At 70.0% G+C, this 14947-nt stretch carries 8 protein-coding genes; 6 read left to right on the plus strand and 2 right to left on the minus strand.

What is annotated here, in order from left to right; translation table 11 throughout:
* Window positions 1-397: glycogen/starch synthase (locus AB0M52_RS17480; RefSeq protein ID WP_363954386.1), on the minus strand; the 397-nt coding region annotated here is incomplete at its 3' end.
* Between the two features lie 461 nt (window positions 398-858).
* Between AB0M52_RS17480 and AB0M52_RS17485 the strand changes: the two genes are divergently transcribed.
* Window positions 859-2727: a Xaa-Pro dipeptidyl-peptidase gene (locus AB0M52_RS17485; RefSeq protein ID WP_363954388.1), complete on the plus strand. Its 1869-nt coding sequence runs from the start codon at window positions 859-861 to the stop codon at window positions 2725-2727.
* Between the two features lie 64 nt (window positions 2728-2791).
* Here the strand turns inward: AB0M52_RS17485 and AB0M52_RS17490 are convergent, their stop codons facing one another.
* Entirely contained in the window at window positions 2792-4726 is a 1935-nt protein-coding gene (locus tag AB0M52_RS17490) for an amylo-alpha-1,6-glucosidase (RefSeq protein ID WP_363954390.1), read from the minus strand.
* A gap of 42 nt (window positions 4727-4768) precedes the next feature.
* Here AB0M52_RS17490 and AB0M52_RS17495 point away from each other — a divergent pair, with 42 nt between their 5' ends.
* The 5 genes from AB0M52_RS17495 to AB0M52_RS17515 form a co-directional block, all read left to right on the plus strand.
* Window positions 4769-7471 (plus strand): glucosidase, encoded by a 2703-nt coding sequence (locus AB0M52_RS17495; RefSeq protein ID WP_363954392.1) that lies wholly within the window; start codon window positions 4769-4771, stop codon window positions 7469-7471.
* Between the two features lie 73 nt (window positions 7472-7544).
* A complete protein-coding gene (locus AB0M52_RS17500; protein WP_363954394.1) occupies window positions 7545-8111 on the plus strand; it encodes a TetR/AcrR family transcriptional regulator in 567 nt (188 codons plus the stop codon).
* Between the two features lie 153 nt (window positions 8112-8264).
* Window positions 8265-9152 carry an acetyltransferase gene (locus tag AB0M52_RS17505; protein WP_363954396.1) on the plus strand — a complete coding sequence of 296 codons (888 nt, stop codon included), beginning with the start codon at window positions 8265-8267 and terminating at the stop codon, window positions 9150-9152.
* Between the two features lie 160 nt (window positions 9153-9312).
* On the plus strand, window positions 9313-9987 hold the full coding sequence (locus AB0M52_RS17510; protein ID WP_363954400.1) for an HAD family hydrolase: 675 nt from the start codon (window positions 9313-9315) through the stop codon (window positions 9985-9987).
* Between the two features lie 980 nt (window positions 9988-10967).
* Window positions 10968-14947: DNRLRE domain-containing protein (locus AB0M52_RS17515; RefSeq protein ID WP_363954398.1), on the plus strand; the 3980-nt coding region annotated here is incomplete at its 3' end.

A 14947-nucleotide genomic window follows, 5' to 3' on the forward strand; every position in this document is an offset into this window, starting at 1 on the left:
GTTCGGCGAGGGTGATGGCGGTGTGCGCGACCAGCCAGTCGTGGGCGTGGATGACGTCGTAGGTGCCGGTGTCGGCGGCGCGCAGGGCGGCGCGGGTCAGGGTGTGGTTGAACGCCATCGTCCAGGCCAGCAGCGAGCTGGTGGCCAGGGGGAAGGTGACCGGGTCCTCGGCGGCGCGCAGGATGCGTACCCCGTCGACGTGTTCCTCCAGCGGCGCGCCGTCGGCGTGCCGGGTGACGACGGTGACCTCGTGACCGGCGGCGGCCAGCGCGACGGAGAGGGCGTGCACGTGTCGGCCGAGACCGCCGACGAGGACGGGCGGGTACTCCCAGGACAGCATCAGCACCCGCTGCGACCGGGCGGAGTTGATGTCGATCACGTCGGCGTTCGGTGACATACGCGCCCCCTTTGAGTTGTCTCCGCGCGGCCGTCGGCCGGCCCCCTGGCGGGCCCGTTCGCGTCGCGGCTGGATCGGCACCAATCCTGGTCGCAGCTGGATAACCAGCGGAGACGTACCCGTTGCGGCGGTGTAAAGCGCTACCGGCGAGCGCGCGGCAGCTCCGCGATTGACCAGGTCTGGACCGGGCGGCCGGCGTCGGCGTGCGGGCCGGCCGCTGGGCGCTTGGTCACGCATTGTGCCGAACTCCTGCGACAGCCGTAGGAGTGGGCGGCCCGCACCTCCCACAGGTGTCCGAAGACCTGCCACGGCCTGGTTCGTAGGTTCTATCCCGACGGTGCACCGAGGGGCTCATAGTCCGCACACCAGGACCGGCGTGCGGCGGTCGACGTCGGGTGCCTGGAAGGAGCTGCACGATGCGAACCACGAGACGATGGTTGGGGAGAGCGGTGGTGGTCGTGATGACCGCAGCCGTCCTGCCCGTTACCCCGGCGTTGGCGCAGCCCGCGCCGGCCACTACGGAACTGGTCATCGCCGACGGCGTCACCCAGCCGGTTTTCGGCTACGCGGACTCGGTCCGCGAGCGGATCTTCGTCACCTCCGATGTCGACACCGACGCCGACGGCGCGCTCGACATCGTGGCGATGGACATCATCCGCCCCAAGGCCAGCGACGAGGGCCTGCGGGTTCCGGTGGTGATGGACGCCAGCCCCTACTACTCGACGGTGTGCCGGGGCAACGAGAGCGAGTGCAAGGGTGACCTGGACGGCGACGGCCTGAACGACCGTTGGCCGTTGTTCTACGACAACTACTTCGTCCCGCGTGGTTACGCGGTGGTCCTGCTCGACATGATCGGCACCAACAACTCGACCGGGTGCCCGGTCACCGGCGGCCTCGCGGACAACATCAGCGCGCCGACCGCCATCGACTGGCTCAACGGCCGCCGCAAGGGCTTCGACGCCGCCGGCAACGAGATCGTCGCCGACTGGCACAACGGCAAGACCGGCATGATCGGCAAGTCGTACGACGGCACGCTGGCCAACGCGGCCGCCGCCAGCGGCGTCGAGGGTCTGGCCACGATCGTGCCGATCTCGGCCATCTCCAACTGGTACGACTACTCGCGTAGCAACGGTCTGGTGACCCGGGCCAACAACTACTCGGGCAGCCTGTCCAACACGGTGACCAACCCGAACCGCCGGGCGTACTGCGCCCCGGTGCGTACCCAGCTCGGCCAGGGCGGCGACGACGTCACCGGCGACTACAACGACTTCTGGGCGGAGCGGGACTACCTGCCGCACGCGAACAAGGTGCGGGCCAGCGTCTTCGTGGTGCACGGCATCAACGACGACAACGTGCGGGCGGACCACTTCAGCAAGTGGTGGTACGCCCTGGCCGAGAACAACGTCCCGCGCAAGCTGTGGCTGACCGGGACCGGGCACATCGACCCGTTCGACTTCCGCCGCGCGGAGTGGGTGGACACCCTGCACCGCTGGTTCGACTTCTGGTTGCAGGGCATCGACAACGGGATCATGCGTGAGCCGATGGCCGACGTCGAGCGGCTGCCGGACGTCTGGGAGACGCACGCCGACTGGCCGGTGCCCGGCACCCAGCCGACCCAGGTGTTCCTGCTGCCGGCGACCGACGGTGGCGCCGGCGGCCTGTCGGTGAAGTCCGGCCCCGGGAACAAGTCGGCGACCTTCCAGGACACGCCGACGATGAGCCAGGCCAACGCGATCCGGCACCCGTCGGACCCGCAGGCCAACAAGGACAACCGGCTGGTGTTCCTCTCCGAGCCGCTGAAGGCGCCGCTGCACATCTCCGGCACGCCGATCGTGCGGATCAAGGCCTCGGTCAACGGTACGGACACCAGCTTCGCCGGGCTGCTCGTCGACTACGGCACCCGGGAGCGGTTCAGCACCACCGGCGACGGCATCCGGACCCTGACCACCGAGGACTGCTGGGGTGAGGCGGCCAACTTCGGCGGGCACGCGGAAGAGGCCTGCTACCGGCAGGTCGCCAAGACCGTGGCGAGCAACCCGCAGGAGCTGGTCACCAAGGGCATCATCGACGGGCTCAACCTCGACTCGCTGTCCGTGTCGACGCCCCTGCTGCCAGGCGAGAAGAACGCCGTTGACGTGCCGCTGATGCCCGAGGACTACGTCTTCGAGGCCGGCCACCAGATCGGTGTGATCCTGCTCGGCTCCTACTCCGGCTACAGCAGCCGGGCCAAGCAGACCCGGGCGGAGATCACCGTGCACTTCGACAGCACCCGGATCACCCTGCCGGTCGTCGGTGGCCGCAAGGCCGCCGTCGCGGCGGGCCTGGGCTAGGCGGGCCTGGGCTAGTGGGGTTGGGTGGGGCACCCGGCGGGCGCCCCACCCAACCCCACCCGCCCTACCGGCGGGCGCGCAGCAGTTCGGCGACCGACCAGGCCTGGAACGGGCAGCCGGTGGCGGTGTGCGGGGCGAGACCGTCGGCGGTCTCGCTGACCGAGCCGAGACCGTACTCGGTCAGGTGCGCCTCCAGGCCGGCGAAGAGTTCGTCGGCCGGCCGGCCCGCCCGGCGGCTGGCATCGGCGTACGGGCCGATCAGCCACGGCCAGACCGTGCCCTGGTGGTAGGCGCTGTCCCGCTCGGCCGGCCCGCCCCGGTGCCGACCGACGAAGCCGGGGCCGTCGGGGGAGAGGCTGCGCGGGCCGAGCGGGGTGAGCAGCCCGGCGCCGACGCGGTCCAGCGTCTGCGGGTCCGGCACCAGCGGCGCGAACGGCAGCGACCAGGCCAGCAGCTGGTTGGGGCGCAGCAGGTCGTCGTCGTGGTGCGCCGAGCCGCCCAACGGGTACGCCGGCGCGGGACCGTCGACCACGTCGTGCAGCCAGCCGGCGGGGGTCGGGAACCGGTCCCGGAACGCCTTGGCCGCCCGCTCGTGCAGCCGGTGCAACCCGTCGGCGTCCCGCCCGGCCAGCTCAGCCAGCTCGGCGACCCCGGCCAGACCGTTGATCCACAGGGCGTTGACCTCGACCGGCTTGCCGTGCCGGGGAGTTACCGGCGCTCCGTACACCCGGGCGTCCATCCAGGTCAGCGCGGCGCCGGGGACGCCCTGGGTGAGCAGTCCGTCGGCCGGGTCGACGACGATGCCGAACCGGGTACCGGCCAGGTGGGCGTCCACCACCTCGCAGAGTGCCGGCAGCAGCTCGTCGCCGAGATCGGTGTCGCCGGTGACGGTGACGTGCCGGCTGACCGCGTGCAGGAACCACAGCGTGCCGTCGACGGTGTTGTACTCGACCCGGCCGGTGTCGGCGGTGTTGGCCAGCATCCCCTCCGACAGCGTCGCCGCGTACGACCGCAGCAGCTCGCGGCCGAGGGAGGCCCGCCCGGTACCCAGGAACAGCCCCTCGTACGAGATCATCGTGTCCCGCGACCAGGCACCGAACCACGGGTATCCGGCGACCACGTCCACGGCGGCGTCGTTGGTCCGCACCACGAACGCGTCGGCGGCCAGCGCCAGGGTGGCCGCCACGTCGTCGGCAGGCTTGGCCGACGCCACCACCTGACGGTTGCGCCGCCGGGCCGCCGCGATCACCTCGGTGGCCGGCGGCGGTGCCGGGGCCGGGTCGCCCGCCCAGGCCAGCACCGACAGGGTGTCGCCGGGGCGGTGCAGGGTGTCGCGGAACTGGCCCGCATACCACAGGTCCTCCTCCGCGGGCAGGCCACGGGCCGCCTCCTCGCGGTGGTGGACGCCCCGCCACCAGTGGCCCTGCGGAGTCCAGCCCGGCCCGGACAGCCGGTACGCCCCCTCGATCACCGCGCCGCCGTCGACCGGCTCCATCCGCAGCGGCGGCCCGTCCGCGCGGCGTTCGCCGTGGGCGTCCCGCCAGGTGCACGCGGCGGCCAGTTCCAGCTCGACCGGGCCGCCACTGATCAGCCGGTGCACCACCGCCACGCAGGACCGCCCGTGCAGCATGGCCAGCTCCCGCTCGATCACCACGTCGCCGACGCGCCACCGCCAGCGCGGCAGCCCGTCGGCCAGGTCGAAGCGCTCCATCAGCTCGAAGCCGCGCGGGTCGACGTCGCCGGAGGCCCACTCGTGTGCGCCGAGGCGCACCCGTGCTCCGGAGGGGAGCAGCACCGCCGGGTCGAGGCCGACCAGTCCCACCTTTCGGGAGGCCGGGGTCCTCCCCGGCACCACCAGCAGCCCGTGGTAGCGCCGGGTGCGCAGCCCGCCGACGGTGCCCATGGCGTACCCGCCGAGGCCGTCGGGCACCAGCCACTCGCGCCCGGCGGCGCTGGTCAGCTCGCCGCACACCTGCGGACCGAAGCGAATCTCGATCAACTTTCCTCCACCGGCGGCGAGGTGTAACACGACACGACGACAATGACCGCTGTGGTGAAGTACCCCGGCGGCGTCGAAGATGTGCAGGTGATCATTGACGGTTCGCCCTCCGCCCCGGCTCCCGACGCCGAGCGAGTCCGGCTCGCCCAGGCTGACGCCGGCGAGCAGGACTGGCGCGCATGGGGTCCCTATCTGTCCGAGCGGGCGTGGGGGACGGTACGGGAGGACTACAGCGAGCACGGCACGGCGTGGGACTACTTCCCCCACGACCACGCGCGGTCCCGAGCCTACCGGTGGTCCGAGGACGGCATGGCGGGCGTGTGTGACGACCGACAGACGTTCTGCTTCGCCCTCGCGCTGTGGAACGGGCGCGATCCGATCATCAAGGAGCGGATGTTCGGCCTCGGTGGCGACGGCGGCAACCACGGCGAGGACGCCAAGGAGTACTGGTGGTACGAGGACTCCACGCCCACCCACTCGTGGATGCGCTGGCGCTACCACTACCCGCAGGCCGCCTTCCCGTACGACGAGCTGGTCGCGGTCAACGGGCTGCGCGGCCGGGACGACACCGAGTACGAACTGGTCGACACCGGCATCTTCGACGACGACCGGTACTGGGCGGTAACCGTCGACTTCGCCAAGGCCACGCCGACCGACATGTGCATCGTGGTGACCGTGGCCAACCGGGGTGACCGGGCCGAGCGACTGCACGTGCTGCCGCATCTGTGGTTCCGCAACACCTGGGCCTGGGGGCTGCCCGGCACGGACCGGGTGCCCCGGATCGTCGGCGCGGGGCGCCGGCTGGTCGGCGAGCACTGGGTACTCGGGCAGATCATGCTCGAAGGCGACGGCGACCCGACGCCGCTGCTCTGCGACAACGACACCAACGCCGAGCGGCTGTGGGGGCTGCCGAGCCGTACGCCGCACCCGAAGGACGGCATCAACGACCACGTGGTGGGCGGGGCGGAGACGGTCAACCCGGAGCTGGAAGGCACCAAGGGGGCGCTGCACTACGTACTGGACGTGCCGGCCGGCGCCGAACGGCGAATCCGGCTGCGGCTGACCCGTACCGCCCCGCCGCCCGCCGCCGGCGACCCGCCGCCGGCCGACCTGACCGACGGCTTCGACGCGGTGCTGTGGGCCCGGCGGGCCGAGGCGAACCGGTTCTTCGACGGGGTGATCCCGGCGAAAGCCACCGCCGACGAGGCGTTGATCGCCCGGCAGGCCATCGCCGGGCTGATGTGGGGCAAGCAGTTCTACCACTTCGACGTCAAGCGGTGGCTGGAGGGCGATCCGGGTTCGACGCCGCCGGCCGGACGCCAGCACGGGCGCAACAGCGCCTGGTGGCACATGACCAGCTTCGACGTGATCTCCATGCCGGACCCGTGGGAGTATCCGTGGTACGCGGCCTGGGATCTCGCCTTCCACTGCGTGAGCATCGCCCGGGTCGATCCCGGGTTCGCCAAGGAGCAGCTACTGCTCCTGCTGCGCGAGTGGTACCTGCACCCCAACGGGCAGATCCCGGCGTACGAGTGGGCGTTCGGCGACGTCAATCCGCCGGTGCACGCCTGGGCGGCGTTGAAGGTCTTCGAGATCGACGGCAGCCGGGACCACGACTTCCTGGCCCGGATGATGCACAAGCTGCTGATGAACTTCACCTGGTGGGTCAACCGCAAGGACACCGGCGGCAACAACGTCTTCGAGGGCGGGTTCCTCGGGCTGGACAACGTCGGCCCGTTCGACCGGTCGGCGGCGCTGCCGGTGGCCGGGGTGCTGGAGCAGTCCGACGGCACCGGCTGGATGGCGATGTACGCGCTCAACCTGCTCGACATCGCCATCGTGCTGGCCGAGCATGACCGCACCTGGGTCGACACCGCGACGAAGTTCTTCGAGCACTTCGCGTACATCGCCGCGGCGGCGTACTCCCAGGGGCTGTGGGACGACGAGGACGCCTTCTTCTACGACGTGCTGCGGCTGGCCGACGGCACCAAGGTGCCGCTGAAGGTGCGCTCGGTGGTCGGGCTGCTGCCGCTGGCCGCGGTGACCCGGCTGCCCGCCCGCACCCTGCACCGGCTGCCCGAGCTGGGCGCCCGACTGCGCTGGTTCCTCACCAACCGCCCCGAGTACGCCTCGGTGATCGGCGCGCGGCGGATCGGCCCGGACGGGCGGCAGCAACGGCTGTTGTCCATGTGCGGCCCGGAGCAGGTGGTCCGGCTGCTCGCCCGGATGCTGGACACCGACGAGTTCCTCTCCGAGTACGGCCTGCGTACGCTCTCCCGCGCGCACCTGGACAAGCCGTTCGCGGTCACCCTCGGCGGGCAGGAGTTCTCCGTCGGCTACGAGCCCGCCGAGTCGACCAGCGGCCTGTTCGGCGGCAACTCCAACTGGCGCGGCCCGATCTGGCTGCCGACGAACTTCCTGCTGATCAGCGCGCTGCGCGACTACGCGGCGTTCTTCGGCGACGACCTCCAGGTGGAGTACCCGACCCGGTCCGGGGTGAAGAAGACCCTCGACGAGATCGCCGACGACCTGTCCGCCCGGCTGATCGCGCTGTTCACCCGGGATGGCTGGGGCCGCCGGCCGATCTACGGCGCCGCGCAGCTGTTCCAGACCCACCCGGACTGGCGGGACCTGATCGCGTTCCCGGAGTACTTCCACGGCGACAACGGTGCCGGCCTCGGCGCCTGGCACCAGACCGGCTGGACCGCCCTGGTCGCGGATCTCATCCTCACCCTGCGCCGGTAGGGCGCGTGGCGTCGCTGTCGACAATCCGTCCCGGTTGGCTCACCCTGAGTCGCTGGCCGCTAGCATCGGCGGCGTGTCAGACGACCCAGACACAGGGCGGGACGGGGACGCGATCGTCGCCACCGCCTGGCAGTTGGCCGAGGCCGAGGGCTGGGCGGCGGTGACCGCCCGCCGGCTGGCCGAGCGCGCCGACGTCGACCTGGGCACCCTCTACGAGCGCTTCGCCGACCGGGACGCGGTGGTCGCCGCAGTCGCGGTGCGGGGCTTCGCCGACCTGGCCGCCGCGCTGACCGCCGCCCGCGTGGCGGTCGAACGGCCGCCCGGGGTGTGGCCGGCGGTGATGGCGGCCTACCTGGACTTCGCGTACGCCAGCCCCGAGGTGTACGACGCGATGTCCGCCCACACCCCGGATCTGACCCTCGGCGCCGACCAGGTACCCGAGACGGTCGCGGCGACCTTCGGGGAACTGCGTGCGGCGCTGGCACCGCTGGCCGACGGACGGGACGCGGACATCCTCGCCGAACTCGGCTGGAGTCTGCTGCACGGCATGGTGATGCTCACCCGCGGCGGCCGACTGCGCCCGGAGGCCCAGGAGCAGCGCGAACAGATGCTCGGCGAGCGCCTCTTCGGCAGCCCGTAACCCCGTTGCGGTGGGTGGGGGTGTCGCGTAGCTTCGCTGACACGCCGTCGAGCTGGAAGGAGGTCAGAACAATGTCCGATGTTCTGCGCCCCCTCCGCGGCACGGCGTCCACGCGGATCTGACCCGGGGCGCTGCTTCCCGGAGGATCAAGCCATGACCGATCTGGTCATCCGCCCGCTCGTCGCGGGCGAGGAAGAATTGTTCGATTCGATGCCCGACCCGCTGCCGCAACTGCGGCAGGTCGGCTACGCCGACGGGATCGCCGGTGGCGGTTACCGGCCCGACCGCACCTGGATCGCGCTGCGCGCCGGCCGGGTGGTCGGCCGGGCCGCCTGGGTGCTCCCGCCCGGGTCCGTCGGCGAGCCGTGGCTGGAACGGTTCGACCTGGCCGCCGCGCCGGAGGACGGTGCCGCGTTGCTGCGCGCCGCTCACCGGGCGCTCGGTGGTCCGAAGGTGTACTACGCCGCATTGCCCGCGTACTGGCGCCGGCAGCCGCAGGTACGTGCCGTGGTCGAGGCCCCGATGGCGGCGGCCCGGCTCGCCGGCCTGGTCGAGCAGGGGGAGCGGCTACGGTGCTCGTGGACCGGCGGCCCGTTGCCGGCGTCGGCCGGCCGGTACTCGTTCCGTCCGGCCGCCGACGCCGCGGAGATCAACTCGCTGGTCGCCCGGATCGTCGAGCCGGAACTGCTGACCGGCGCGGAGACGGCGCGGGTGGTCGGCGGGGTGGACCTGGCCCGCGATCCGCTGGCCTGGCTGACCGGTCCGGTGCAGGACTGGCGCGTCGCGCTGGACGGCGCGGTACCAGTCGGCCTGGCGGCAACGGCGGGGGACGCCTGCTACCCGATGATCGCCTACCTCGGCCTGCTGGACGTGTCGGCTCGCGGTGAACTGCTGGCTGACGCGGTCGGGACGCTCTCCGCCGGTGGCGCGCACGAGGTGATCGCCGACGTGGACGCGCACCGGGTGGCCACGGTGGCGGAGTTGGAACGCACCGGCTTCCGCCAGATCCGCTCCCGAGTGCCCTTCACACCCCCGGCCTGACCCTCACCGCCTCGCAATCTTGGACAGTTTCCGTTATGCGCTAACGGAAACTGTCCAAGATTGACTCTATCGCTGCGGGATTATCCGGTCGTGGGGGCTGGTCGGGGTGTCCTAGAGTCGCAGCGTGGCAGGTGACGGGGTGGCGATCGAGCCGGGCCGGGTGCTCGTCTTCGACGCGGACGACACGCTCTGGGAGAACAACGTCGTCTTCGAGCGGGTCATCGACGACTTCCTGGAGTGGCTGGAGCATCCCACCCTCGACCGGGTGCAGCTCCGGGCCGTTCTCGACGACATCGAGCGGGCCAACGCCGTGACCCACGGGTACGGCAGCAAGGTCTTCCTGCGCAGCCTGCGGGAGTGCCTGGAACGGCTGCGCGAGCGGCCGGCCACCGAGGCGGAGCGGCGCGAGATCGACGGCCTGGCCGTGGCGCTGCTGACCCACCAGGTCGAGCTGATGCCGGGGGTGGCCGACGCGCTGGACGAGTTGGCCGGCCGGCACGAGTTGCTGCTGCTGACCAAGGGGGAGCGCGAGGAGCAGCAGCGCAAGCTGGACGCCTGCGGGCTGCTGCACCACTTCAAGGCCGCGCACATCGTGCCGGAGAAGAACGTCGAGACCTACCATTGGCTGGTCCGGGAGCACGCCGTCGACCCGGCCCGAGCCTGGATGATCGGCAACTCGCCGCGTTCGGACATCCTGCCCGCCCGAGCAGCCGGGTGGAACGCGGTGTTCATCCCGAACGCCAACACCTGGGTGTTGGAACACGACGAACTCGATCCGGCCGATGCGGGGGTGCTGCACCTCAGCACGTTCCCCGACCTTCTGCGCCACTTCTGAGCGGCGCCCGAGGACGCTGGCGGCGCGGGCTCGCGGCGAGCCTGCCCGCGTGCCGGGCCGCGCCGAATCGCGCCGGGCCTGGGCGGGACGGGTCATCCGTGACGTCGGGCGAGGAAGACCATCTCGCGGCCGGGCCGATCCGGTGCCTGCCGTACCTCGTCCAGCCGGTAGCCGGCGACGGTCAGGGCGATGGTCACCTCGTCGCGGTGCCGGCGGTCACCGTCAGGCCGCGACGGCCAGCAGGCACGCGAGGGTCCCGGTGCCGCAGCCGCAATACCTCTGGCGGCCGGCGTGTCCGGCCCCGGTACTGCCTTGTATCCGTCAGAGGGGCGGGCGACGCATCGCTCGTGGACAGGTCTGATGGAGATCAGCGTTGGTGGCCGGTGTCGTGTTACAACGACCTGACGCTTTTCGACGCTGCTGGCAATAGTTCAACCGCCGGCCACACGTTGTCTTGTCCGGCCACCGGACGCGTGCCTAACCTGCGTCTGCGCCGCGACTCGCCGGGGTGGGTCGCGAGCGCACCTAGTCCGGGTGGGGCACCGTGGAGCTGAGTGCAGGCGGGCCGGCTGCCGTGCTGGGGCTGGCCGCACGCCGCGCCGGTGCTCAGCCCGGACGCGGCCCGCTGCCCACGCCGGACGGGGTCAGGACCGGGGCGTGAGGCCCGGTCCTGACCCGTTCGAGTTCAACGGCACGAGCGCGCCCAACGTGGGCGGCCGGCGGGGCGCGGGCCGGCGATTCGCCATCGTGGTGTCCGCCTCTTGCTGTTGGAGCTGGCGATCATGGCCGATACATCCTGGCTGGTGGGCCCACTCGTACGGACTATCTGCGGCGCGGTCGCCGGCCCCCTGAGCACCCGTGGCGGGCCTGCTTAGGGATCTCGTCAATCTCGATTCCTCGATACGGCGACGATAGGTCCCGATGTATCGACGAATATTAGCGTCCACCCGTCGTGTTGATCCACGAACGGGGAGTGACAGGTGAAGAGAGGGCTGAAGAGATCGCTGATCGCGGTCCTGGCGGTCGCACTGGTAGCCACTTTGGGTGGAACACAGCTCCTGAGCGATCCGAGACCGGACAGCTCGGCGAGTGCCAGTGGTGAGCCGGGCCTGCTGGAACGGGTCGGGGACGCCGCGCGGAACCTGGTCGACGGTGGACCCCGCCCGGCGAAGCCGGAGGTGATCAGCGCCGGACTGACAGTCGACGAGAAGCCCCCGCCGGGGAAGGCATGGCCGCCCCAGAAGCGGGTCAAGGAACTGACCGCCGAGCGGACCGCGAACAGCCGTGTCTACCTGCTCTCGGACGGGCGGACCCAGGCGGAGATCTCCGCCGTGCCACTGCATTACCAGGATGCGAAGGGCCGCTACCAGCCGATCGACACCGGGATCCGTCCGACCGGCGAGAAGGGCTACGTCCAGGGCAACCGGACCAACACCTTCACCAGCCTCTTCGGCGACAACTCGAAGGAACTGGTCCGCTTCGAGCGCGATGGGCTCAGCATCGAACTCGGCCTGGCCGGCGCTGCCAAGGACATCAAGCCCGAGGTCAAGGGTTCCACGGTCACCTACCGGGGTCTGGCCGGTGGTGCCGATGTGGTCTACGACGTCACCACCACCGCACTCAAGGAGGAGATCGTCCTGCGGGAGGCTCCGAAGGGTCCGGTGTCGTACACGTTCACGCTGGACACCGACGGCCTGACCGCGCAGCAGCGCGAGGACGGCTCCATCGCGTTCGTGCGTCCTGACGGCGGTGCTCCCGTCTTCGTGATGCCACCGCCGTTCATGTACGACGCCAAGGACGACAAGTCCTCGCCCGTCGGCAAGGTGTGGAGCGACAAGGTCACCCAGCGGGTGGCACAGACGTACGGCCAGACCTCGGTGACGGTCTCCGCGAACGCGGACTGGCTCGCCGACCCGGCCCGGGTCTACCCGGTGGTCATCGACCCGACCATCAAGATCCAGCCCGTGCCGACCGACGCCAAGGACGTGCAGATCTACTCGGGCAATCCCACCCACAAGTACGGACTGGACCCGACGCAGTGGCCGCTGAAGGTCGGCACCGACTCGGGCATCTGGCGTTCCCTGGTCCAGTTCGACACCAGACCCATCCCGCCGAACACCACCATCGACGACGCCCGGCTCGAGTTGTACTACGACCAGACCCACGAGTCGTGGGAGTACGACGTTGCCATCGAGGCGCGCAAGGTCAATGCCGCCTGGGACGACGAGACCGCCACGTGGGACACCATGAAGGACGCCATGGCGGCCCAGCCGTCCGGTAACACGGTCACGGTCGACAACCGCACCGGCGGCCAGACCTCGGTCACGGGGGACTGGCCCTACTCCGGTAACGCCACGTTGACGCCCCTCGCCATCGGCGGGGACTACCGCTACAACAACGACGCCGTCGCCGGGAACACCCACACCTGGGTGCCGACGCTGACGGAGGCGGGCGACTACCAGGTCGAGGCGCACTTCGTGTCGCACACCGACGACCGCTCCCAAGCTGCCCCCTACACCGTCCACTTCAAGGGTGGCAGCGAGACGTACGCGGTCGATCAGACGCTCCCGTCCGGTAAGGGCCAGTGGAAGACCCTCGGGGTGCATCCGTTCGACGCGGGTACCACCGGCCGGGTGGTGCTCGGCGACGTGGTGGGCAAGTCGGTCATCGCGGACGCGGTGCGCTTCACCCGGTGGGGTGTGGACACGAAGAAGCGGGCGGTTTCCAGCGACTGGCTGTCGTTCCCGGTGCGCAACACGGTCCAGGAGTGGGTGAACGCCCCCAGCACCAACAACGGCTTCATGCTGAAGGCGGTTGACGAGAGCAAACTGAACCGCGGTGGGCCGATCTTCGAGGCGTCCGACTACGCCTACATGAACGATCGGCGGGACTACAACCTGCCCAAGCTCGTCGTCACCTACGGGCGACCCGGCGTCGCCGTGCACCCGCCGACGACGGTCACCTCCACCGGCGCGGTGCTGACCTGGCCGGAGTACCAGGACCCGTCGGCCAGCTTGAATGACGACGCGGTCGAGTACCAGGTGCACCGCAGCGTGTACCAGAACTTCACGCCGTCGGCCTACACGCTGGTCGCGCCCATCTCCACCGAGACGCTCACCTACCAGGACACCACGGCGGTCCCGACGGCGGCGGACAACACCGACCCGATGGCCCGGAAGTTCTTCTACTACATGATCGCGGTCAAGACCCGCGACGGGCAGGTCATCGCGGGTCCAACCCAGCCGGCGATCCTGCCGAAGGCCGGGCAGATCACGAAGATCATCCGTCGCGGGGCGACGGCCTCCGACGTGATCGACACGACCGTCGCCTCGCTGAGGCAGAACACCAACATCAACTATTACGAGGGCGACCCGTATCTGGCGGTAGGCAACAACTCCACCGTCTACGGCGACACGCGGGGCTTGGTCAAGTTCGCGAACCTCGCCGGCATCCCGACGAACGCCCAGGTGGTCGACGCCGAGTTGAGGCTCTGGACGGCCTATAACTATGGCCCCAACTCGCCAAGCAGCGGCACGGTCGACGTCCACAAGCTGCGGCAGAACTTCACCGAGACCACCGCGACCTGGAACCACGCCTCCGCCGGAGTCGCATGGACCGCCGGCGGCAACTACGAGGCGACCCCACTGTCAGGTTTCAACGACTTCACCAACGACCCCGAGTGGGAGCGGTGGGACGTCACCGCAGCCGCAGCCGGCTGGGTGGCCAACCCGGACACGAATCACGGGCTGCTGCTCAAGTTCAAGGACGAGGCGGCCGACAACCAGCGGGTGATGATGCTCAGCTCGGAGGCACCGGAGCCGCTGCTGCGACCGACGTTGGAGGTCACCTACCTCGAGCAGACCGCGGAGTCGACGTACTATGCGGCGGAAACCCCGCAGCTGCTGCTACCCGAGGCCACCTACACCGTCCCGGTCACCGTCTCCAACCCCACGTTGGAGGCCTGGAACGCCTCCGACTGGGAGCTTTCGTACGACTGGACGCGGCTGGACGAGGCCGGCGTTCCGGTGGACGCCACCGACGAGAGTTTCGAGTTGCGTACCCCGTTGCCGGGCAATGTGGCTCCGGGCGACACGGTTGACATCACCGCGCAGGTGAAGGCGCCGCCGTCGTCGGTCGATGGCAACATGCGTACGGAGTATCTGCTCAACTGGGACCTGCGTAACAAGCACGATGACCGGAAGTTGTCGGACAGTGGCCCGATCGAGGCGCTGTCGCAGAAGGTGACGGTGGAGGAGCCGACTTCTGATCAGCTCGGTCTGGAGAAGTTCTACTCGTACGTGGGTAAGAACACCGGTGGCGGCGGCAGTCTGATGAACAACTTGTACGCCGGTAACACCGTGTGGTCGTACGACGCGTTCACCAACCCGTCGCGGGGCTTGTCGACGTTTGTCCGGTTGGCGTACAACTCGTTGGACACCAGCGACAGTGTGGCCGGCTTCGGTTGGTCGTTGCAGGCGTCGTCGTTGATGCGGCTGGGCACGCCGCTGGACTTCCATCCCAAGCCGAACCCGACGAAGGTCACCCTTACCGATGGGGATGGCACCAGCCACTGGTTCACCTGGGACGCCACGGCTGGCGAGTGGAGGGCCCCGAAGGGTGTGCACCTGCATCTGCAGAAGCACCGCCCGGTGGACTGTAAGCCGAACACGCAGGAGCCGCGGGCGTGGGTGCTCACCCGTCCGGACCGCACGCAGTTCTTCTACGACTGCGAGGGCTTCCTGTCCAGCGTGGTGGACAACAACGGCAACGAGATGCGCTTCACCTACGAGGAGCGCAAGTCCAACAACAAGCCGACGAAGTTCCTGCGCTACCTGACCGACCCGACCGGTCGGGAGACCCTGACTATCGAGTACTACGTCAAGGGCCAGGACTACCACTACATCGATGACGAGGACTGGACGCGGAAGTCCGCGACCAAGCTGAACAACCCGCACATCAT

The organism is Micromonospora sp. NPDC051296, assembly GCF_040682255.1.
GTDB classification, from domain to species: domain Bacteria; phylum Actinomycetota; class Actinomycetes; order Mycobacteriales; family Micromonosporaceae; genus Micromonospora; species Micromonospora craterilacus.